Origin of the sequence: Tsukamurella sp. 8F (assembly GCF_029167375.1) — a bacterium.
Taxonomy (GTDB): Bacteria; Actinomycetota; Actinomycetes; order Mycobacteriales; family Mycobacteriaceae; genus Tsukamurella.
Genome location: NZ_JARFTP010000005.1, coordinates 84,023 through 105,096, shown reverse-complemented (window position 1 = coordinate 105,096; position 21,074 = coordinate 84,023). Strand labels below are relative to the sequence as shown.

The following is a 21,074-nucleotide window of genomic DNA, read 5'->3' as shown; positions in this document are numbered from 1 at the left end:
ACCTGTGGATCCGCTGCTCAGGCGATCCGGCGGCGATAGAGCACCATCGCCACCGCGTAGGCGACCGCGAGCAGCCCCACGCACCAGGCGAGAGCGACCCAGACACCGCCACCCACGGGTTGGCGCGTGAGGAGATCGCGGATGGTGTCCACGATGGACGTCACCGGCTGGTGCTGGGCGAATGCACGCACCGGACCGGGCATCGATGCGGTCGGCACGAACGCCGAGCTGACGAAGGGCAACAGGATAAGCGGGTAGGAGAACGCACTCGCACCGTCGGGCGACTCAGCGGTGAGCCCGGGGATGACGGCGAGCCACGTGAGCGCGAGTGTGAACAGGCCGAGGATGCCTGCGACCGCGAACCAGGCGCCGATTCCCGCGCTCGAGCGGAAGCCCATCGCGACCGCCACGACCACCACGACCACCAGCGATATGGAGTTGGCCACCATCGATGTCAGGACGTGGGCCCAGAGCACCGCAGACCGGGCGATCGGCATCGAGGTGAAGCGCTCGAATATGCCGCCACGCATGTCGAGGAACAGGCGGAACGCCGTGTACGACACGCCCGACGCCACCGTGATCAGCAGGATGCCCGGCAGTAGATACGTGACGTACGAATGTCCGGGCGTCGCGATCGCGCCGCCGAACACGTACACGAAGAGCAACAGGAAGGCGATCGGCATGATCGTGGTGGTGATGACGGTGTCGACGCTCCGGGTGACGTGGCGCAGTGATCGGCCCAGCAGCGTCGCCGTATCGCCGATGACGTGGGTGCTCATGGTCAGGCCCCTTTCCGATCGGTCTGTTCGGTCGTCGCGACTATGGCCAGGAAGACGTCCTCGAGCGTCGGCTGCTTCTCGACGTACTCGACCTCCGCAGGCGGCAGCAGTGCTTTGAGCTCGGCGAGTGTGCCGTCGACGACGATCCGGCCGGAGTGCAGGATCGCGATGCGATCCGCGAGTTGCTCGGCCTCATCGAGGTACTGGGTGGTCAGCAGCACCGTCGTGCCTCCCTCGGCGAGCTCGCGCACCGCTTCCCATACCTCGATCCGGGCCTCCGGGTCGAGGCCTGTCGTGGGCTCGTCGAGGAAGATCACGGGCGGGTTCCCGACCAGGCTCATCGCTATGTCGAGGCGGCGACGCATGCCGCCGGAGTAGGTCACCACCCGCCTGTTGCCGGCGTCGGCGAGCGAGAAGCGCTCCAGGAGTGTGTCCGCGATGCCGCCTGGATCGCGCTGGTGCCGTAGGCGCGCGACGAGTACCAGGTTCTCCCGCCCCGTGAGAATCTCGTCGACCGCCGCGAACTGACCTGTGAGGCTTATGGATTCGCGCACACGCGCAGCCTGCGAGGCGACATCGCCGCCGTCGACGGTGGCGGTGCCCGAGTCCGCACGGAGCAGGGTCGAGAGGATCTTCACGACGGTCGTCTTGCCCGCGCCGTTCGATCCGAGCAGCGCGAAGATGCTGCCGCGTGTGACGGTGAGGTCGACTCCGCGGAGCACATCCAGGTCGCCGAACGACTTCCGCAGGTCCCGCACCTCGATGGCTGTCGATGTGGTCATATCACGCCCTCCGGACCCTGATCGCCCCGTACGTGGTGTGCGCCTGCAGCTCGAGGGTGTCGGCCGCGTCGCCGGGACCGTCCTGCTCGTCGAGCTCGCTGCGCGCCTCGCCGTATTGGGTACCGACGTCGAGCCACACGGCGGTGCCTTTCCGGATCCCGATGTCGAGGTCACCGTAGGAGCTCTTGACCTGCGCGGTGCCGCGCACCAGCTCGCCGATATGGACGGCGCCGTACGCGGTCTTCACCTCGGTCGCGGCCTCGGCGCGATCTACGGTGACGGTCCCGTAGGCGGCTTTGATCTGCAGGCTCCCGAGGGCCTCACGAACGCTGGTGGCGCCGTACTTGTTGGTGACGGCGGCCGGGCCGTCGACGCGGCCGAGCCGGACGGCCCCGTTGCTGTCCACCCGGACCGCGCGGGCCTCGGCGATGTCGATCGCGCCGTAGTCGGAGTCGACGTCGACGCGGTCCAGAGGCCCCTGGGTGACGATGCCGCCGTAGTCGAGACGGCCCTGCACGGCCGAGCCGCTCGGCACCTCGATCCCGACCTCGACCGCCGGCACGCTGGTGGATCTCATCATCCGCCAATAACGCTGCCAGCCGCGCGGTGCCTCGATCGTGAGGCGGCCGTCGACGAAGCGGACCTGCACCTCCTCGACCGACTTGACGTCGTCCGGAGTCGCGCGGACGCCGGGGCGGACGTCGACGGTCACCTCGGCACGATCGCCCGCGACGATGCGGACATCACCCGCCGGCAGGTCGAGAAGGACGGTTACGGGTTCTTCCGTGGCATATACGGGCATGCTTGTACTCCAGAGGTGGTCTCTGTTGGAAATGATCTTGTTTCTGTTGTGGTACTGAGACTTTCGTCAGAAGTGGGCTGGAGTCATCGCACCCATCCCCTCAGCCGCTGGCCGCCGCCCTCGCGCCGCTCGGGAGTGGGACGAGAGTCCCGGTCCAGCGCCGAGCCGACGGCGCGGACGAGCCAGGTGTTCACCGAGACGCCGTCGCGGGCAGCGGCGTCCTCGACGCGGGCCTTGATGTTGTCGGGCAGGCGCAGGGTCGTGCGCGTGGTCGCGCCGTCATCGGCGGGAGCCTCGGCGTGCGCAGGCTCTGCGGGCGCGGGCACGTCCGCGGTTTCCGAGATCCCGGGACTGACCACGAACTCGGGCTCTCGGCCGTGCAGCCGCACCTCGACTGCGCCGGGCGCGAGTGCGACGGTGATCTCCCCCGCCGCCGCGGAGAGCGCCTCGAGAAGCACCAGCCGCGCTGCGGAGTCGAGCGGCGCGATGAGACGCTCGGCGACCTGCTGCGCATCCTCGCCGCCCGCTCGAGCAGCGACGACGAGATGTCGGTGTAGGTCTTCCACGTAGCGCCCGAGCTTCATGACACCATGATGACACCACTATGGTGTCATGGCAAGACTCGAAAAACGATGCGGCTCCGGAAGCCGCCGATCTATCGCGATCTGTACTGCTCAGGCCGCAAACGGGGTGCGCGGCGAGCACCCGGACCGGGCGTCAGAGTAGTAGCGCCTGCTCGAGGGCACGCGACCGCGCGCAGGGCGCCTGGCCGACCGACTACGGGTTACGGGCGACGCAGCGCCGAGGCGTTGGCATTCTCGGCCTCGAGCGGGTTCCCCGCCTGCGGTCCCGACTTGAGCATGGTCTCCAGCACGGCCTTGCCCATCGAGGTGGACTCGGGCAACGGGATCGGGTAGTTCCCGTCGAAGCAGGCACGGCACATCTCGGATCCCGCGTGCTCGGTCGCGGCGGTCATCTCATCGATGGAGATGTAGCCGAGCGAATCGGCACCGATCGCGGCGCGGACGTTCTCGACCATGCCCTCCATCGAGTCGGCACCGCCACCGTTGGCGATGAGCTCGGCCGGGGACGCGAAGTCGATGCCGTAGAAGCAGGGCCATTTGACCGGCGACGACGCGATCCGCACATGGATCTCGGCGGCTCCCGCCTCGCGCAGCATGCGGATGAGCGCGCGCTGTGTGTTCCCGCGCACGATGGAGTCGTCGACCACCACTAGCCGTTTGCCGCGGATCACCTCGCGCAGCGGATTCAGCTTGAGGCGGATACCGAGCTGGCGGATCGTCTGCGACGGCTGGATGAACGTACGACCGACGTACGCGTTCTTCATCAGGCCCTGGCCGTAGGGGATCCCAGACTCCTGTGCGTAGCCGACGGCCGCCGGCGTGCCGGACTCGGGGACCGGGATGACCAGGTCGCCTTCGATCGGGTGCTCACGCGCGAGGCGACGCCCGATGTCGACGCGAGTGGAGTGCACGGAGCGGCCCTGGATAACGGAGTCGGGCCGCGCGAGGTAGACGTACTCGAAGATGCAGCTCTTCGGCGTGGCGGGCGCGAACCGGGACGAGCGGACGCCGTCGGCGTCGATCGCGAGCAACTCACCCGGCTCGATGTCTCGAACGAAGGACGCGCCGACGATGTCGAAGGCGGCGGTCTCAGAGGCCACGACCCAGCCGCGGTCGAGGCGGCCCAGCGACAGCGGACGGACGCCATGGGGGTCTCGTGCGGCGTAGAGGGTCGTCTCGTCCATGAAGGTGAGACAGAACGCGCCCCGCAGGGTGGGCAGCAGATCCATCGCGGCCTGTTCGAGGGTGCGGTCCGCAGCCGAGTGCGCAAGCAGGGCACCAACGATGTCCGAGTCCGACGTCGCGATCTGGTCGGCGCGACCGCCGCCCAGTCCCTCGTCGGCCGCGCGGCGCGCGAGCTCCGCGGTGTTCACCAGGTTGCCGTTGTGCCCGAGCGCGACGCCGTTGCCGGCGCTCGTGGTGCGGAAGATCGGCTGGCTGTTCTCCCAGGTGGTAGATCCGGTCGTGGAGTAGCGGCAGTGCCCGATCGCGACGTGGCCGTGCATCGAACTCAGCGTCTGCTCGTCGAATACCTGGCTGACCAGGCCGAGGTCCTTGAACACAAGCACCTGCTCACCGTCACCGACCGCGATCCCGGCGGCCTCCTGGCCGCGGTGCTGCAACGCGTAGAGACCGTAATAGGTGAGCTTGGCGACCTCTTCGCCCGTGGCCCAGACGCCGAATACGCCGCACTCCTCCCTGGGCTCGTTCTCGTCGTCCGGGTCCTTTTCGGCTCCGGCGGACGGGGTTACGAAGAGGGGCAGCTTGTTCACGGATGGCTCCTGAAGGCTGAGGGCTGCGGCGCCATCAGTGTACGGGCAGTTCACCAGCCGTTACCAATTCCGGTACCGCCCGGTGAGCCGCCTCACTCGATCACCGACGCTGTTCGCCTCCTCGGGCGGACGCCGGGGTGCAGATGTACGTCGCAGTGCCCGACGAGGCGTCGCCGCCGCGCCGCTGGCAGGCGTGGGCGATCCATGCGATACGCGGGTCGTCCGTCGCGGCCGACGCGACTACCAACCGGATCCGGCCTGCCGCGACGCCCGAGCGGATCTCGCCGACGGTCGGCCGCGCACCGTGCCCGTCGAAGCCGCCGATCGCGTACACCTCGTCGTCGGTACTGAGCGCGAAGACCGAGGCGACCGCCCCCGATCCCGTGGTCAGCAGATACGGGGATCCCGCGCGCACCCGCTGCAGCACCGGGATCAGCCGCGCGGAGCTGGCGAGGGTGTCGTGGAACCACAACGCGTGCTGCCGCTGCGTGGCCTGCGACTCGAACGGCACGTCGACCGCGCCGCCCGCGCGCTCGGCCACAGTGGCCGCCGCGGCCGCCGCCGGAACCAGGGCGCACGCGGTCGCCGCCGCGACTGCGACGCCTATACGCCGAGCGCTGCGCAGCGACCACAGCAACGCCGCGAGCGCCACCGCGGCGCCGATCGCGGCCGCGGCATAGAACGGCCACGGTGTCCATCGACCCGACGCCAGAGCCAGCCCGTACCCGACGGTGCCTGCCACCGCGACCGCCGCCACCGCCACCGCACGCGGCGTCGGCGCCGACAGCAACTCCCCCACGCCGAGTCCGACGGCGCCCGCGATCGCGGGCGCGAGCATCGCTACGTAGTACGGGTTCATCTCCTGCATCACGGAGAACGCGCCGCCTACCACGACGAGCCAGGTTCCGAACAGCGCGTATCCCGCCACCTGTGCGCGACCTGCACGGCGCGCCAGGCCCGCGACGAGGGACACTAGTGCGAGTGGCAACAGCCACCCGATGTCCAGCCCCAGCGGCCCGGTGAACAGCCGCAACGGCGACGGGCGCCCGGCATCGATCACGATCGGCAGTCCCTCGCGCTGCAGGATCGCGTTGGGCGTGTCCGAGCCGAGGCGCGCGAACCCGTTGTAGCCGAAGGTCTGGGTGAGCACCGAGTCGTCGGTGGTGCCGTCCACCCACGGCCGCGACGCCGCAGGTACAAGATCCACGAGCACCGGCCAAGCGAGCGCGACCACCACCATCGTCGCGAGGCCCGCAGCGGCCCAGCCGAGCATCGCCCTGACGCGACCCGCGCGCCATGCGAGCACGACGAGACCTGCGAGCAGCGCGGGCAGCACCAGCCATGCTGCGAGCATCTTCACCTCGAACGCGAGGCCGAGCCACAGACCCGCCGCAACGAGCCGCACAGGACGGTCGCGCGCGGCGACGACGTCGTTCGCGGCGAGTACGAGCAGCAGGATCAGTAACCCGTCGGGGATGTTGCCGCGCTCGAGCGCGACCACCGCGGGCGAGAACGTGAGGACCGCAGCCGCCGCGACGCCTGCGGCGGTTCCACCGAGTCGCGCCACCAGTCGGTACGTAGCCGGGACCGCGAGCACGAATGCGATCGCCGAGGGCAGCGCGAGAGACCACGCGTGCACGCCGAACGCGCTCACGGCCAGCGCCTGCGGCCAGATCCCGCCCGGCAGCTTGTCGATCGACACCGTCGACTGAGCGTCCGCCGCGGCGAACCAGAAGGCATGCCCACTGCGACTCATGGCCCGCGCGGCGGCGCCGTAGTACGGCTCGACCGGTAGACGCCCGAGATGCCACGCCCAGAGCGCGGCAGCACACAGCGTCAGAACCGCGACGGCTGCCGCGCCCCGCCCGCTGCGCAGCGGCGGCCCCTGGGTCTCGGTCATGCCCGACATCATGCGCCGGCGGTACGACAGGTTTGCTCCACCCCCGGGTGGAGATGCGGGTGGACTTCTCAGTCCGGCAGGGGCAGCAGCGGCAACCAGCGTTGGATCTCGCCCGCCCGGGACCCGCTGACGGTGGCGCGTCCCGCCGCGTGCGCCTCATCGAGCGTCTCGAGCCCGGTGGCGAGCCGCAGCCACGTATGCGGATCCGCCTCCACCACGTTGGGTGGCGTACCGCGCGTATGGCGCGGGCCCTCGATGCACTGGACCGCGGCGAACGGCGGAACCCGGACCTCGACGGAACCACCCGGCGCGTCCTGCTCGAGCATCCGCGCGGTCAGCCGCACGGCGGCGGCACGCTCAGTGCGACTCGGCTCGGGCACACTCGCATCGCCGATCCACGCCGCCACCGCCAGCACCGCCTCCCGCATCTCCAGCGGGTCGATCGCCTTGGCCATGCGGTCATCCTGTCAGGCCGTCGTCGATCCTTATGCGCTGACCGCCGCGTTCTGCCACGCTTGGCCGATGGGAGCGGAAGTCACCGGCACCACGTTCACCCGCGAGGACCGCACGCGATTCCGGGACCGCGTGCTCCGCGGCACCGAGGCCATCGACCGGATGCTCGCGGACGGCCTGTTCACCGACCGCAGCACGCAGCCCGATCCGCTGCTGGGTATGGAGGTCGAGCTCAACCTCGTCGACGCCCAGATGAACCCCGCGATGTGCAACCAAGCCATCCTCTCCGACCTCGCCTCAGACACGTACGAGTCCGAACTGGGGCAGTTCAACATCGAGCTCAACCTGGACCCGCAACCGCTCAAAGCCTCGCACGCAATGGATTTCGCCGACGATCTGCGCTCCGCCCTGAATCGCCTCGAATCCATGGCGGCCGAGCACGGAGCGCACACCGTCATGATCGGGATGCTGCCCACGCTCACCGCGGCGCAGTTCGAGAAGCAATGGCTCTCGCAGTCCAACCGCTACGAGCAGCTGGAGGAGCAGATCTTCGCGGCCCGCGGAGAGGACCTGCTGATCGACATCGAGGGTTCCGCCTTCGACGGTGCTGCGGAGGAGTTGCACGTCGTGACCGGCACGATCCTCCCCGAGGCCGCCTGCACCTCGATCCAACTGCACCTGCGGCTCGCGCCCGAGGACTTCGCGAACCACTGGAACGCGGCCCAGGCGTTCGCGGGCGTCCAGGTCGCGCTAGCCGCGAATTCGCCGTTCCTCGACCACAAGGCCCTGTGGCATGAGACCAGGCTCCCGCTGTTCACGCAGGCCACCGATATCCGGCCGATCGAGCTCAAGAACCAGGGCGTGCGCCCGCGCGTGTGGTTCGGCGAGCGCTGGATCAACAGCATCTTCGACCTGTTCGAGGAGAACACACGCTACTTCCCGGCGCTCCTGCCCGAATCCTCACCCATCGACCCGCTCGACGAGCTCGACGCCGGCCGCGTCCCCGAGCTGACGGAGCTCAAGATGCACAACGGCACGATCTGGCGCTGGAACCGGCCGGTGTACGACACCGTCGGCGGTCACCCACACGTCCGGATCGAGAACCGCACCCTGCCCAGCGGCCCCACGCTGATCGACATGATGGCGAACGCCGGCTTCTTCTACGGCGCGATAACGTCGCTGGCTCGGGAGGACCGACCGATCTGGACTCGCATGAGTTTCGGTGCGGCAGAGGAGAACCTGATCGCCGGGGGCCGCGATGGCATGGATGCGCGGCTGTACTGGCCATCGGCCGGATGGGTCTGTCCCGATGAACTCACCCATCGGATCCTGCTCCCGCACGCCGACCACGGGCTGCAGGTTCTCGGAGTCGATTCCGATGTGCGCGATCAACTCCTGACTGTGATCGAAGGACGTTGCGCGACAAGGCAGAACGGCGCATCCTGGCAGCGCCGCAGAGTCTCGGAACGCGAGACCGCGGGCGAGACCCGCGCGGACGCCATCGTCGGCATGCTCCGCGAGTACCTCGACCGCATGCACGACGGCGATCCGGTACACACCTGGGACTGAACCACATTTCTCAGCGATGCTCGCGGGCTCGGCCGTCCCGGCAGCCGAGCGCACGCGACACGCCGGAGCCGCCCGGACCCTCCGTGTGTGCATGCGCCCCATGACGCTCGCCGCGTGACTCGGGCCGGCTCGTCGGCCTACGCCACGCCGTGCCCGAACAGCTTCGGCAGAGTCCCCTCATGCGTCTCGCGGAGCTCGGCGAGCGGCACGGTGAACTGCCCTTGCACCTCGACGGAGTCCGAGCCCTGGTCCACGACACCGATCCGCACGGCGGGCAGCCCGCGCGCGGAGCACATGGACACGAAACGGGACTCCTCGGTGCGCGGCACGGCAACCAGGATCCGACCGGCCGACTCCGAGAACAGCGTCACGAACGGGTCGGCGCCCTCGGGCAGCAGCAGCCGAACGCCCGTCTCCCCCGCGAGCGCGGACTCGACGGCCGCCTGCCACAGGCCACCCTCCGAGAGATCGTGGGCAGCGGAGACGAGACCGTCGCGCGACGCCGCGGTCAGCACCGATGCCAGCAGCCTCTCCCGCTCGAGGTCGACGCGCGGCGGCACGCCACCGAGATGATCGTGCGCGACCTGCGCCCAGATCGAGCCGTCGAACTCGTCGTGGGTGTCGCCGAGCAGGATCAGCGTCTCGCCGGGCTCCGTGCCGAAGCCGGTGGGTATCCGGCGGCGGACGTCGTCGATCACGCCCATCACGCCGATGACCGGCGTCGGGAGGATCGCAACGGCGCCGGTCTGGTTGTAGAACGAGACGTTGCCGCCGGTCACCGGGATGCCGAGCTGCGCGCAACCGTCGGCGATGCCGTGCACAGCCTGCTGGAACTGCCACATGACGCCCGCGTCCTCCGGTGAGCCGAAATTGAGGCAGTCGGTGACAGCCTTCGGCGTAGCACCCGTGGCGGCGACGTTGCGGTAGGCCTCCGCCAGCGCGAGCTGTCCGCCGACGTACGGGTCGAGGTACGTGTAGCGCCCCGAAGCGTCGGTGGCCAACGCGATGCCGCGGTGCGACTCCTCGTCGATCTGCACCACGCCCGCGTCGGCGTGCTCCGCGAGCACGGTGTTGCCGCGGACGTAGCGGTCGTACTGCTCGGTGATGAAGCGCCGCGAGCACAGTGCCGGCGACGCGAGCAACTGCAGCGCGGTGGCCCGCAACTCCTCGGGGGTCTGCGGGCGGGTGAGGCCCCTCGAAGTGGACGCGATGACGTCGTCCATCCATTCCGGGCGCGCGACTGGACGCTCGTAGACGGGGCCGTCGTGGGCGATGGTGCGCGGCGGCGCGTCGACGACGGTCTCACCGTGCCACGTGATGACGAGTCGCTCGCCGTCCGTGACCTCGCCGATGACGGTGGCCAGCACGTCCCACTTCGCGCACACCTGCATGAACGCGTCCACGTTCTCGGGCGTCACGACGGCGCACATGCGCTCCTGAGACTCCGACGACAGCACCTCCGCCGGGGTCATGCCTTCGGCGCGCATCGGCACCTTCTCGAGCTCGATATGCATGCCGCCGTCTCCGGCCGCAGCAAGTTCGGACGTGGCACAGGAGAGCCCCGCGCCGCCGAGGTCCTGGATGCCGACGACCAACTTCTCGCGGTACAGGTCGAGGCAGCACTCGATGAGCACCTTCTCGGTGAACGGGTCGCCCACCTGGACCGCCGGGAGCTTCTTCGGCCGCGTCGGCGCGCCGACTCCGTCGGCGGGCCCGTCGTCGAAGGTCTCCGAGGCGAGCACGGAGACGCCGCCGATGCCGTCGAGGCCGGTGCGCGCGCCGAACAGGATGATCTTGTTGCCCGCACCGGACGCGAAGGCGAGGTGCAGATCCTCGGCACGCAGCACGCCCGCGCACAGCGCGTTGACGAGCGGATTGCCCGCGTAGGAGGCGTCGAACACGGTCTCGCCGCCGATGTTCGGCAGGCCCAGCGAGTTGCCGTAGCCGCCGACACCGCGCACCACACCGTCGACGACGCGACGCGTGTCGGGCGCATCGGCGGGGCCGAAGCGCAGCTGGTCCATGACGGCGATCGGGCGCGCGCCCATCGCCATGATGTCGCGGACGATGCCGCCTACGCCGGTCGCGGCGCCCTGATACGGCTCCACATAGGAGGGGTGGTTGTGTGATTCGACCTTGAACGTCACAGCCCAGCCGTCGCCGATGTCCACCACGCCTGCGTTCTCGCCGATGCCCGCGAGCATCACCTCACGCATCTCGTCGGTGGTGGTCTCGCCGAAGTAGCGCAGATGCACCTTCGAGGACTTGTAGGAGCAGTGCTCCGACCACATCACCGAGTAGATGGCCAGCTCTGCGTCGGTGGGGCGGCGTCCGAGGATGTCCCGGATCCGCTGGTACTCGTCGTCCTTCAGCCCGAGTTCACGATAGGGCTGCGGTTCGTCGGGGGTCTGCGCGGCGTTCGCGGCCGTGTCTACGTGCACGGACACCGAGTGTAATGGGCACCGGGAGGCACCCCGTGGGCGCCCGTTGGGCTCCTGCGGAGCGCTCCGCGAGCGCGGCCCGTCAGACCTGAGCGGGTTCCGACGCCGGCGGGGGCGGCGAGGCCGGTTCCGACCCGTGGTCGACCATCGTGGCCTCATCGAACGGGTCCTCGCCGTCGAGGACGCGGCGGGTCTTGTCCAGGTCGACGGAGTGGGTCCACTTACCGATCACGAGCGTCGCTATCGCGTTGCCGGAGAAGTTGGTGAGTGCGCGTGCCTCGGACATGAACCGGTCGATGCCGACCACGACACTGACGCCGTCCAGCAGGTCGGGGCGGTGCGCCTGCAACCCGCCGGCCAGGGTCGCCAGGCCGGCACCGGTGACGCCGGCCGCACCCTTGGAGGCGATCATCATGAACAGCAGTAGGGAGAACTGCTCGGCGTAGCTGAGCGGATTCCCCATCGCATCGGCGACGAACAGCGACGCCATCGTCAGATAGATCGCGGTTCCGTCCAGGTTGAACGAGTAGCCGGTGGGCACGACTAGACCGACCGTGGTCTTCTCGACCCCGGCATGCTCCATCTTCGCGATCAGGCGCGGCAGCGCCGACTCCGACGAACTCGTCGCGACGATCAGCAGATACTCGCGGGCGAGGTAGCGCGCCAGCTTGAATACCGACACACCCGTCACCAGCTTCAGGACGATCCCCAGCACCACGAAGACGAACAGGATGCACGTCACGTAGAACGCGAGCATCAGCAGCCCCAGCTGCTCGACGGCCTTGAACCCGGTCGAACCGACCACGGCGGCGATCGCACCGAAGGCGCCGATCGGCGCGAGCCACAGGATCATCACGAGCACGCGGAACACCAGTCGCTGCACGAGCGCGATGCCACGCACGATCGGCTCACCGGCGTCGCCGAGGGCCTGCAGACCGAAACCCACGAGCAAGGCTACGAACAGCGCCTGCAGCACGCTTCCGGAGGTCACCGACGAGAACAGGGTGTCGGGAACGATCGAGCGGACGAAGTCCCATGTGCCGCCCGCCTCATGCGCCTCGGCGGCGTACTTCGCCCCGGATCCCGCGATCACGTTCAGACCGGTGCCGGGCTTGACGATATTGCCGACGAGAATGCCGATTCCCAGGGCGAACGTCGACATGACGATGAAGTACAGGAGCGCGAGACCGCCGACCCGGCCGACGCTTGCCGCCTTCCGTACCGACCCGATGCCGAGCACGATGGTGCAGAAGATGACCGGCGCGATCATCATCTTGATCAGGTCCACGAAGATGTCACCGAGGGGTTTGAGCCCCTTACCCACTCCGGGAGCGAGGAGGCCGAGTATCACGCCCGCCACGACCGCGGCGATGACCGCGATGTAGAGCAGGTGTGTGCGGTCCCTGCGCCGCGCGGGTGACGCGGGCTGCGAGGCTGATGTGGTCACGGTGTCTCCTTTGACTCGTGCGCGAGGAACGCTCGCCGACGATCATGGGACACGCTGTGACCTACAGCACTCTTGTGTTCATTCTGTGCACGGAAGGAGCGGGCAGGTGGTCCTACGCCCCGGTCGATGGCGCCCCACCGTGTCGATGCGGGTGTTCCTCGCACAGTTCGCACTGCTCCTGGTGGTCGCGACGCTCGGAACCGCCCTGGTCGTGTGGCACGACCGCCGCTCGACCGACGACGCGGCACGCGCCCGCACGACCGCGGTGGCGGTTGCCCTCGCCCGGGCACCGTCGACGGTGGCGGCACTCGCCGCACAGGACCCGACCGCCCAGCTGCTGCCGGTCACCGACTCGGTCTCGCATGCCACGGGCATGGACTTCATCGTCGTGATGGCGCCCGACCGCACCCGGTACACACACGCCGAACGCGACCGGATCGGCGGCAGGTTCACCGGCAACATCGACGAGGCTCTGCGCGGTAGAACGTTCACGGAGACGTACGCAGGCACCCTCGGGCCGTCCATCCGCGCGGTCACGCCGGTGCGGGACGGCACGGGGAAGGTCGTCGGGCTGGTGTCGGCAGGCGTCACCCGCGAACACCTGTCGGACCAGGTGTGGGCCGCGGTCCCGTCGCTGGTCGCGGTCGTCGGCGCGGGGCTGCTGGTCGCGGCCGGAGTGTCGCTGCTGCTCGAACGCAGGCTGCGGCGGCAGACACTGGGCCTGACCCCGTCGGGGCTGCGCCAGCTGTATGAGCACCACGACGCGGTCCTACACGCGCTCGCCGAGGGCATCGTCGTGTTCGACGACGCGTCGCCGAACGGGCCGGCAGCGGTGGTGAACGACGAGGCCCGGCGCCTGCTGTCACTGCCGGAAGGGCCGATCCACCGCGGCGACCTCCCCGACTCCCTGCGCGGGGACGACGACCTGCTCGACGAGTTGCACATGGGCGGCGGCCGCGTCCTGGTCGCCAACCGGCAGCCGGTCTCGGGTCCGACCGGGCGGCTGGGCACCGTCCTCACGCTGCGCGATCGAACGGAGCTGCAGGACGTCCTCGGCGAACTCGATGCCGTGCGGTCGCTGGCGAACGCGCTCAGCGCTCAGGCCCACGAGCACGCCAACCGGCTGCACACGGTCGTGACGATGATCGAGCTGGGGCGCCGCAACGAGGCCGTCGAGCTGGCCACGGCGCAGCACTCGACCTCGCAGGAACTCGTCGACAGGCTCGCATCCGCGGTGGATCCGGCGCTGACGGCGCTACTCGTGGCGAAGGTCTCGGAGGCTGCCGCGGTCGGCGTCGAGGTCACGCTGGCCGACGGCGCGGACCTCGCCGGTGGCCCGCTCACATCGGCCGAAATGCTCACTGTTCTAGGGAATCTCGTGGACAATGCGATCGACGCCGCCGGGCCGGACGGTTGGGTGGAGGTCGACGGCGGCCCGTCTCGCGACGGCTGGTCCATCCAGGTGGTCGACAGCGGCGCGGGCATGTCCGGCGAGGAGTTCGACCGCGCCCTCGCCCGCGGGTTCTCGACGAAGGACTCGTCGGGACGAGTGCACGGTCGCGGGCTCGGCCTCGACCTCGTCGCGCAGGTCGCACGGCGGCGCGGCGGTAGGCTTACGTCGCACCGCGACCCGTCCACCGTCGAGCTGGTGCTGCCGCAGCGTCCGGAGGGAGTCCCGTGGGGATCCGCGTCCTGATCGTCGACGACGAGCCGGGTATCGCCGCCGCCCACGCCGAATACATCCGGCGCATACCAGGTTTCAACGTTCTCACTACAGCCGGTAACGGAGCCGACGCGCTCGACGCGGCGCGCCGTGCGTCCTCCGGCCCCGCCCCGGTCGACCTCGCTCTGGTCGACGTGGGGCTGCCCGATATGAGTGGTCTCGACGTCGCAGGGGCACTCGCCGACGTCACACCCCGGCCCGACGTCATCGTGGTCACCTCGGCACGCGACATAGACACGGTGCGGACAGCCGTGGCGCGCGGCGCCCTCCTCTACCTCATCAAGCCCTTCACATTCGCGGCGTTCTCCGCCAAACTCGAGCGCTACCGCGAGTACCGGCGGACGCTCGGCGACCACGACGTCGGGCAGCGCGAGATCGACGCCGCGCTCGCCGCGCTACGCGAGCCCGCGGCGGTGCCCGCCACACCGAAGGGCATCGCGGCGCCGACGCTGGAGCTCATCAGCAGCACCCTCCGCGATTCGCGCGCCCCCTTGAGCGCCAACGAGATCGCGAGCCGTACCGGGATGTCGCGCGTCACGGCCTGGCGGTACCTGGAGCGACTCGCGGACGACCGCATCTGCGAGCGCGTCCCCGCGTACGGCGGCCGCGGCCGCCCCGAGATCCGCTATCGCTGGCTCTAGCTCCCCGACGTGTCGCTCAGTGCATCGCCGGCCGGAATACGCGCCCGCCGACGCCGTGGGCGACCACTTACGGACGCATCGGCGAACGCCGCGCAGTCGGGGCACTCTGTCACGATCGGGTGACTGCAGCTCAGGACGTGCCCCAGAAAGCCGTCCGCGCGCCGCAGCGACCGGATCTGCTCCGCGATGCGCATCCGCCGATCCTCGATCGCGGCGACCCGAGCCGCGTGACCGGAGGACGCCATGCCCGCGATGTCGGCGAGCGACATCCCCGCAGCCTGACACAGCAGAACGAGCCTGCCCCGGGCCACCGACTCGGCATCGTATTCACGCTGGTCACCCATCGTGCGCTCGGGAATCAGAACGCCGGCGTCCTCCCAATGCCGCAGCACGTGGCTCGGCACTCCGATGCGCGACGCCGCCTCGCCTATCCGCACGACCGGCCCCCTTCGTCGTGAACGCGTCTGCCGACGCCTTTACTTCAGGTCGACCTTAAGTCCTATCGTGGCATCCACCAACACAGAGACGGGAGGACATCCATGCCCACCGAGAACAGCGCATCCGTCCGAAGAATCGGCGCCGCGACCTGCTGCCGCGCAGTGGTGGCGTCCGCGCGCGGCGCCGTTCGCCCGCGCCGCCCCACCCGTGCCGAGCTGGCTGCGGTCCCCCAGACCGAGTTGCCGCCCGCCAGGGCGACCGTGCGGTTCGTGGCACTACCCCAGGTCTCGCGCCCGGTGCCCGCTCCGTTCGTCGTCGAGGGGGCCAGGAGTTCTCGGCGCCTGCAGATCGGGCTGCGCACCTACGTCATCGAGCACCCGCAGTGTCGCATCCTGCTCGACCCGTCGATCTCCACATCGGTGCGCGACCGGACGCTCTCCGCTATGCCGGAGCCACTGCGCCTCGCGGTGACGCCTCCGGCGGACGTCCTCAGCACCGTCGAGGCGCTACATGTCGGCGGGTTCGACGGAGCGGACATCGATTTCGCGCTGCCGACCCACCTGCACTGGGATCACGTGTCCGGCCTGTCCGACCTCCCCGGACTTGCGACTGTGGTCCACCGGCCCGAATGGGACTGGGCGATGACGGGCATGATCGCTCCCGTCGCCGGGGTGCGTCCCGCCATGTCCGGCAGGGAGATCCGGAACTACGAGCTCGACGGACCGCCTGTCCTGACGTTCCCGCACAGCCACGATCTATTCGGCGACGGCGCCGTGCTCCTGCTCGATCTCGCCGGGCATACGCCGGGCAGCGTCGGCATCCTGTTGAACACCGAGCGGGGTCGTCTCCTCGTCGCGGGCGACGCCGCATGGCACCACGACCAGATCGACCAGGCCGCGCAGAAGCCCGGCTTTCCGGGGATCCTGGTGGACGAGGACCGAGACGCCACGTTCGAGACCCTCGTGCGGCTGCATATCGCCCGGAGCACGGTCGAGATACTCCCTACTCACGACCACGTTCTCGCGACACGTTGGGAGTAGGGACGCGCTGAGGCGACGCGGCACGGCAGACCTGGAATCGGCTCGCAGCACACCGATCCGGGACTGTCAACGGATGCGGTCACGCCGACGCTGGACCGCTGGTCACGAGCCGTTCTGCAGCACACTAGCGTGCATGCCGAAGCCGACCGCCTACCTCGTCTGCGCAACCCAGCGCAGCGGCAGCACGCTCCTCGTCGAATCGCTCGCGGCAACCGGCGTCGCGGGACGCCCGCAGGAGTTCTTCCAGTACTACCCGTCGTCCTCCCGGTCGCCGCAACCGCGGGAGTGGTTCGCGGGTGTCACCAACCCGCGGATCCTGGGCCTGCTCGACGACACCGAGCCAGGATCGGTCGACTCCCGAACCGAGTCCCAGTGGCGCTCGGACGTATGGTCCGCCGGATCCACCCCGAACGGCGTGTGGGGCGGCAAGCTGATGTGGAACCAGACATCGGTGGTGGTAACGCGCACTCGCACGGGATCGGGGTCCCTGCGCACCGCGATCCGTTCCCTCTTCGACGGTGCGGATCCCGTCTACGTGCACGTCTTCCGACCCGATGTGGTGCCTCAGGCGGTGTCGATGTGGAGGGCGGTGCAGACGCAGGTGTGGCGCGACGCTCCCGACGCGGACCCCGCGCGGGACGAGGGTGCCGAGTACCTGGCCGAGGGCATCGCGCACCTCGCCGGAATCCTGTTGGAGCAGGAGCGATCCTGGAGATCCTGGTTCGCCTCCGAGGGCATCGAGCCGCTCGAGGTCGACTTCACGGAACTCGTGCGCGACCCGCGTAAGACGACGGGTCGGGTCCTCGAGGCGCTCGGGCAGGATCCCGACCTCGCCCCGGCACCACCTCTCCGGCGCCAGTCCAACGCCCGATCCCGGGAGTGGGTGCGGCGCTATCGCGAGGATGCGGCGGCCAACGGGTATCCCGCGTGAGCGCGCCGGCCGTCGACCGCGTCGACGAGCTGCGCGCCCTCGAGGCCGAAGCCGTCCACATCATCAGGGAGGTCGCCGCCGAGCTGGAGCGGCCGGTCCTACTGTTCTCGGGCGGCAAGGACTCGATCGTTCTGCTTCGCCTGGCGGAGAAGGCCTTCCGTCCTGCTCCCTTGCCGTTCCCGGTCCTGCACGTGGACACCGGTCACAACTTCGACGAGGTGATCGAGTTCCGGGACCGTCGGGTCGCCCCCACGGCGGAGACTCCTGAAGGCCTCGAGCTGATCGTGGCGTCGGTGCCCGCCGCGATCGAGTCGGGCCGCATCGCCGAGTCGACCGACCCCTCTGGTTCACGGAACCGGCTGCAGACCCGTGTGCTGCTGGATGCCCTGGAGGAGGGCGGGTTCGACGCTGCGTTCGGCGGAGCCCGACGCGACGAGGAGCGTGCACGCGCCAAAGAGCGCGTGCTCAGCTTCCGCGACGAGTTCGGACAGTGGGATCCCCGCGCGCAACGCCCCGAGCCCTGGTCGCTGTACAACGGCCGCATCCGCCGCGGGGAGTCCGTGCGCGTCTTCCCGCTCTCGAACTGGACCGAACTCGACGTGTGGCGCTATATCGAGCTCGAGGGACTCGACCTCCCGCCGATATACTTCGCAAGCGAGCGTGAGGTATTCGATCGCGACGGGATCCTCCTGACCGTGTCGCCGCACAGTCGGCCCGGCCCCGACGACGTCGTGACCCGCGAGTGGGTGCGTTACCGCACGGTGGGAGACCTGACGATCACGGGCGCGGTCCGGTCCCGCGCCACCGACATAGCCACGGTCATATCCGAGATCGAGGCCGCCACCGTCTCCGAGCGGGGCGAGACCCGCGCCGACGACCGCACCTCGGCGGCCGCAATGGAGGACCGCAAGCGAGAGGGGTACTTCTGATGGGCGCACCGGCGCGCGGACGTCAGTTGCTCCGCCTGGCCACGGCCGGCAGCGTCGACGACGGCAAGTCGACGTTGATCGGCCGCCTCCTGCACGACACGGGCAGCCTTCCCACCGACCACATCGCGGCCGTCACCGACGCCGCCGGCGTCCTCGACCTCGCCGCTCTGTCGGACGGGCTCCGTGCCGAGCGCGAGCAGGGCATCACCATCGATGTCGCCTACCGCTACTTCTCCACTCCCACACGCAGTTTCGTGCTGGCTGACACGCCCGGTCACGAGCGTTACACGCGCAACATGTTCACCGGCGCGTCCAACGCACACGTCGCCGTCCTCCTTGTGGATGCGCGCTACGGGGTGCAGCGCCAGACCCGGCGGCACGCGCGGATCGCGACGCTGCTGGGCATCCCGCACATCGTCGCGGCGGTGAACAAGATCGACCTCGTCGACTTCTCCGCCGAACGGTTCATCGAGGTGGTCACCGAGCTCGACGAGCTTCGAAGCCAGCTGGGCATCAAGCAGATCCAGTCGATACCACTGGCCGCGAAGCCGGGCGACAACGTGGTGAAGCGCAGCGCGAACACGTCGTGGTACGACGGTCCGACACTGCTCGAGTACCTCGAAACGGTGGAGCTCAGCGCGCCGTCTCCCGTGCCGGAGCAACTACGTCTGCCGGTGCAGTGGGTGTCCCGTCCCACCGCGGACCAGCGCCGGCGCTACACCGGGCGAGTCGCGGCGGGCACGCTCGCCGTCGGCGACGAGGTGCTCGTCCTGCCGTCCGGCAGCCGGAGCACCGTGACCGCGCTAGACACGCTCGACCCCGAGCGCACCGTTGCCGTCGCTCCCCTGTCGGTATCGCTGGAGCTCGCCGACGACATCGACGTCGGCCGCGGCGATGTGATCGTCAGCGGCGCAGATTCGACCGACCTGCCGGTTTCGGCGCGCGAACTCGAGGCGACGGTGTGCTGGCTGTCTTCGACTCCGCTGCGCGCGGGCGACCGGGTCGCGCTGAAGCACGCCACCTCCACGGTGCGCGCGACGGTGCAGTCACTCGAGCGACGCCTGGACCCGGACACACTCATCGAACAGGTCGGGCCCAGCGAGCTGGGGCTCAACGACATCGGCACGGTCACCCTGCGCACGTCTTCGATCGTCGTGGCCGACACCTACGCCGCGAACCGCGATACCGGCGCGTTCATCCTGATCGACGAAGCCGGTGGCGACACTGTCGGCGCCGGAACCATATCGGTTCCGCGAGAAGTGGTTCCCGGGAAGGCGACCCGCAACGACATCAAGTGGCACCCCAGCTCCCTCGGCCGGCCCGAGCGCTGGGAGAAGACCGGTCAGCGCGGGGCGACGGTGTGGTTGACCGGCCTGCCCGCGTCCGGCAAGTCGACCGTGGCCGTCGCGTTGGAGCGCGCCCTGGTGACGCGCGGCGAGGTCGCGTATCTCATCGATGGTGACAACATCCGCCACGGTATCTCGGACGACCTCGGATTCTCGCCGGGTGACCGTGCCGAGAACATCAGGCGGGTAGGACATCTCACCCGTCTGTTCGCCGACGCCGGGGTTGTCGCGATCGCCTCGATGGTCTCGCCGCTGCGTTCCGACCGCACCATCGCGCGCGAGCTGAACCGCGCTGCCGGGCTCGACTTCGTGGAGGTGCATGTCAGCACGCCTGTGAGCGAATGCGAACGCCGGGACCCGAAGGGGCTCTACGCCCGCGCGCGGCGGGGCGAGTTGCGCGGCCTCACCGGCGTGGACGCTCCGTACGAGAAGCCCGCAGACCCCGACCTCCGCTTCGACACCACCGGCGCAGACATCGATGAGCTCGCAGGCCGGATCGTGACACTGCTTGCCGAGCGCGGCATCATCGGAGAATGAACTGCTGCACACCGGGCCACGACGGGCCGGCGCATGCCCGCGCCGGCGCCGGGGGTGCCGCCCCGAACGGCTCCGGCAAGAACGACTCCCATACGAACAGCTCCGGTACGAACGGCTCCGGGACTCACCTCGTCCGCCAGGCGGTGATCCCGGGCGGCGAGTTCGCGATGGGCGATGCGCACGGGGACGGCTACCGCGCGGACGGAGAACTCCCCGTCCATCGAGTTACACTGCGCCCCTTCATGATAGATAGGACAGCAGTCACCGTCGCCGCGTTCCGGACGTTCGTGGACGCGACCGGCTACGTCACAGACGCCGAGCGGTTCGGATCGTCGGCGGTGTTCCACTCATATGCCGAGGGCGGCGTGCCCCTGCCCGAGGCACCCTGGTGGCGCACCGTCGACGGTGCCACATGGCGCTTCCCCGGAGGGCCGGGCACCGTCGCAGTCGCGGACCACCCGGTCGTGCACGTATCGCACGCGGATGCGCTGGCCTACTGCATGTGGACGGGACGCGACCTCCCCACTGAGGCACAGTGGGAGTATGCGGCGCGAGGCGGACTGGAGGGCGCGCGCTACCCATGGGGAGACCGACATCCGCGCCCGCAACAGATCGACATCTTCACCGGAACGTTTCCCTGGGAGCCGACTGGACCGGTCGGGACAGTTCCGGCGGATGCTCACGCTCCCAACGGATTCGGCCTCCATCAGACCGTAGGGAACGTATGGGAATGGTGCTGCGATCGCTACTCGGCACGGTACTACAGCAGATCTCCGTCCGCCGATCCGACGGGCCCGGACCGCGGTAACTCGCGGGTCCTGCGCGGCGGCAGCCACCTGTGCCACGACTCGTACTGCTACCGCTACCGGGTGTCCGCGCGGTCGCACTCGACACCCGACAGCTCCGCATCCAACATCGGATTCCGCACCGTCACAGCGTGACCGGCCGGTACACACCGGA

The 21,074-nt window shown here is 69.4% G+C and carries 18 protein-coding genes; 8 read left to right on the top strand and 10 right to left on the bottom strand.

The genetic code is table 11. From position 1 onward, the window contains the following. Positions 1–17: 17 nt before the first annotated feature. The 7 genes from P0W64_RS05550 to P0W64_RS05520 all read right to left on the bottom strand — a co-directional run bounded on the left by P0W64_RS05550 (position 18) and on the right by P0W64_RS05520 (position 7,074). Positions 18–779, bottom strand: coding sequence for an ABC transporter permease (locus P0W64_RS05550; protein ID WP_275479077.1), 762 nt, complete (start codon positions 777–779; stop codon positions 18–20). Between the two features lie 2 nt (positions 780–781). Next, positions 782–1,561, bottom strand: coding sequence for an ATP-binding cassette domain-containing protein (locus P0W64_RS05545; protein WP_275479076.1), 780 nt, complete (start codon positions 1,559–1,561; stop codon positions 782–784). Position 1,562: 1 nt separating this feature from the next. Next, positions 1,563–2,363: a DUF4097 family beta strand repeat-containing protein gene (locus tag P0W64_RS05540; protein ID WP_275479075.1), complete on the bottom strand. Its 801-nt coding sequence runs from the start codon at positions 2,361–2,363 to the stop codon at positions 1,563–1,565. 83 nt (positions 2,364–2,446) lie between these two features. After that, positions 2,447–2,947: a histidine kinase gene (locus P0W64_RS05535; protein WP_275479074.1), complete on the bottom strand. Its 501-nt coding sequence runs from the start codon at positions 2,945–2,947 to the stop codon at positions 2,447–2,449. A gap of 200 nt (positions 2,948–3,147) precedes the next feature. After that, positions 3,148–4,719 carry an amidophosphoribosyltransferase gene (purF, locus tag P0W64_RS05530; RefSeq protein WP_275479073.1) on the bottom strand — a complete coding sequence of 524 codons (1,572 nt, stop codon included), beginning with the start codon at positions 4,717–4,719 and terminating at the stop codon, positions 3,148–3,150. Positions 4,720–4,819: 100 nt separating this feature from the next. Beyond that, a complete protein-coding gene (locus P0W64_RS05525) occupies positions 4,820–6,619 on the bottom strand; it encodes a glycosyltransferase family 39 protein (RefSeq protein WP_275479072.1) in 1,800 nt (599 codons plus the stop codon). A 68-nt stretch (positions 6,620–6,687) separates the two neighbouring features. Beyond that, on the bottom strand, positions 6,688–7,074 hold the full coding sequence (locus P0W64_RS05520) for a sterol carrier family protein (RefSeq protein WP_275479071.1): 387 nt from the start codon (positions 7,072–7,074) through the stop codon (positions 6,688–6,690). A 67-nt stretch (positions 7,075–7,141) separates the two neighbouring features. Here P0W64_RS05520 and P0W64_RS05515 point away from each other — a divergent pair, with 67 nt between their 5' ends. Then, positions 7,142–8,641, top strand: a complete 1,500-nt coding sequence (locus P0W64_RS05515) for a glutamate-cysteine ligase family protein (protein WP_275479070.1) — start codon at positions 7,142–7,144, stop codon at positions 8,639–8,641. 137 nt (positions 8,642–8,778) lie between these two features. On the opposite strand, the gene purL is transcribed toward P0W64_RS05515, so the two are convergent. Both purL and P0W64_RS05505 read right to left on the bottom strand, forming a co-directional pair. Further along, positions 8,779–11,088, bottom strand: coding sequence for a phosphoribosylformylglycinamidine synthase subunit PurL (gene purL, locus P0W64_RS05510; protein ID WP_275479069.1), 2,310 nt, complete (start codon positions 11,086–11,088; stop codon positions 8,779–8,781). A 76-nt stretch (positions 11,089–11,164) separates the two neighbouring features. Then, positions 11,165–12,529 carry a cation:dicarboxylase symporter family transporter gene (locus P0W64_RS05505; RefSeq protein WP_275479068.1) on the bottom strand — a complete coding sequence of 455 codons (1,365 nt, stop codon included), beginning with the start codon at positions 12,527–12,529 and terminating at the stop codon, positions 11,165–11,167. A gap of 106 nt (positions 12,530–12,635) precedes the next feature. Here P0W64_RS05505 and P0W64_RS05500 point away from each other — a divergent pair, with 106 nt between their 5' ends. Next, the gene (locus P0W64_RS05500) at positions 12,636–14,225 is read left to right on the top strand and encodes an ATP-binding protein (RefSeq protein ID WP_343232839.1); all 1,590 of its coding nucleotides are present in this window, start codon (positions 12,636–12,638) and stop codon (positions 14,223–14,225) included. Continuing rightward, the gene (locus P0W64_RS05495; protein WP_275479067.1) at positions 14,207–14,893 is read left to right on the top strand and encodes a response regulator; all 687 of its coding nucleotides are present in this window, start codon (positions 14,207–14,209) and stop codon (positions 14,891–14,893) included. Before P0W64_RS05500 ends, P0W64_RS05495 begins: the two co-directional genes overlap by 19 nt. Here the strand turns inward: P0W64_RS05495 and P0W64_RS05490 are convergent. Beyond that, a complete protein-coding gene (locus P0W64_RS05490; protein WP_275479066.1) occupies positions 14,890–15,330 on the bottom strand; it encodes a MerR family transcriptional regulator in 441 nt (146 codons plus the stop codon). The genes P0W64_RS05495 and P0W64_RS05490 overlap by 4 nt on opposite strands. 102 nt (positions 15,331–15,432) lie before the next feature. Between P0W64_RS05490 and P0W64_RS05485 the strand changes: the two genes are divergently transcribed. The 5 genes from P0W64_RS05485 to P0W64_RS05465 all read left to right on the top strand — a co-directional run bounded on the left by P0W64_RS05485 (position 15,433) and on the right by P0W64_RS05465 (position 21,055). Then, a complete protein-coding gene (locus P0W64_RS05485; RefSeq protein WP_275479065.1) occupies positions 15,433–16,371 on the top strand; it encodes an MBL fold metallo-hydrolase in 939 nt (312 codons plus the stop codon). Between the two features lie 133 nt (positions 16,372–16,504). Beyond that, complete coding sequence (locus tag P0W64_RS05480; RefSeq protein ID WP_275479064.1) at positions 16,505–17,302, top strand: Stf0 family sulfotransferase; 798 nt, start codon at positions 16,505–16,507, stop codon at positions 17,300–17,302. Next, entirely contained in the window at positions 17,299–18,231 is a 933-nt protein-coding gene (cysD, locus tag P0W64_RS05475) for a sulfate adenylyltransferase subunit CysD (RefSeq protein WP_275479063.1), read from the top strand. The genes P0W64_RS05480 and cysD overlap by 4 nt, the downstream gene beginning before the upstream one ends. Continuing rightward, positions 18,231–20,114, top strand: coding sequence for an adenylyl-sulfate kinase (cysC, locus tag P0W64_RS05470; protein WP_275479062.1), 1,884 nt, complete (start codon positions 18,231–18,233; stop codon positions 20,112–20,114). Before cysD ends, cysC begins: the two co-directional genes overlap by 1 nt. Next, entirely contained in the window at positions 20,111–21,055 is a 945-nt protein-coding gene (locus P0W64_RS05465; protein ID WP_275479061.1) for a formylglycine-generating enzyme family protein, read from the top strand. The genes cysC and P0W64_RS05465 overlap by 4 nt, the downstream gene beginning before the upstream one ends. Positions 21,056–21,074 lie beyond the last annotated feature (19 nt).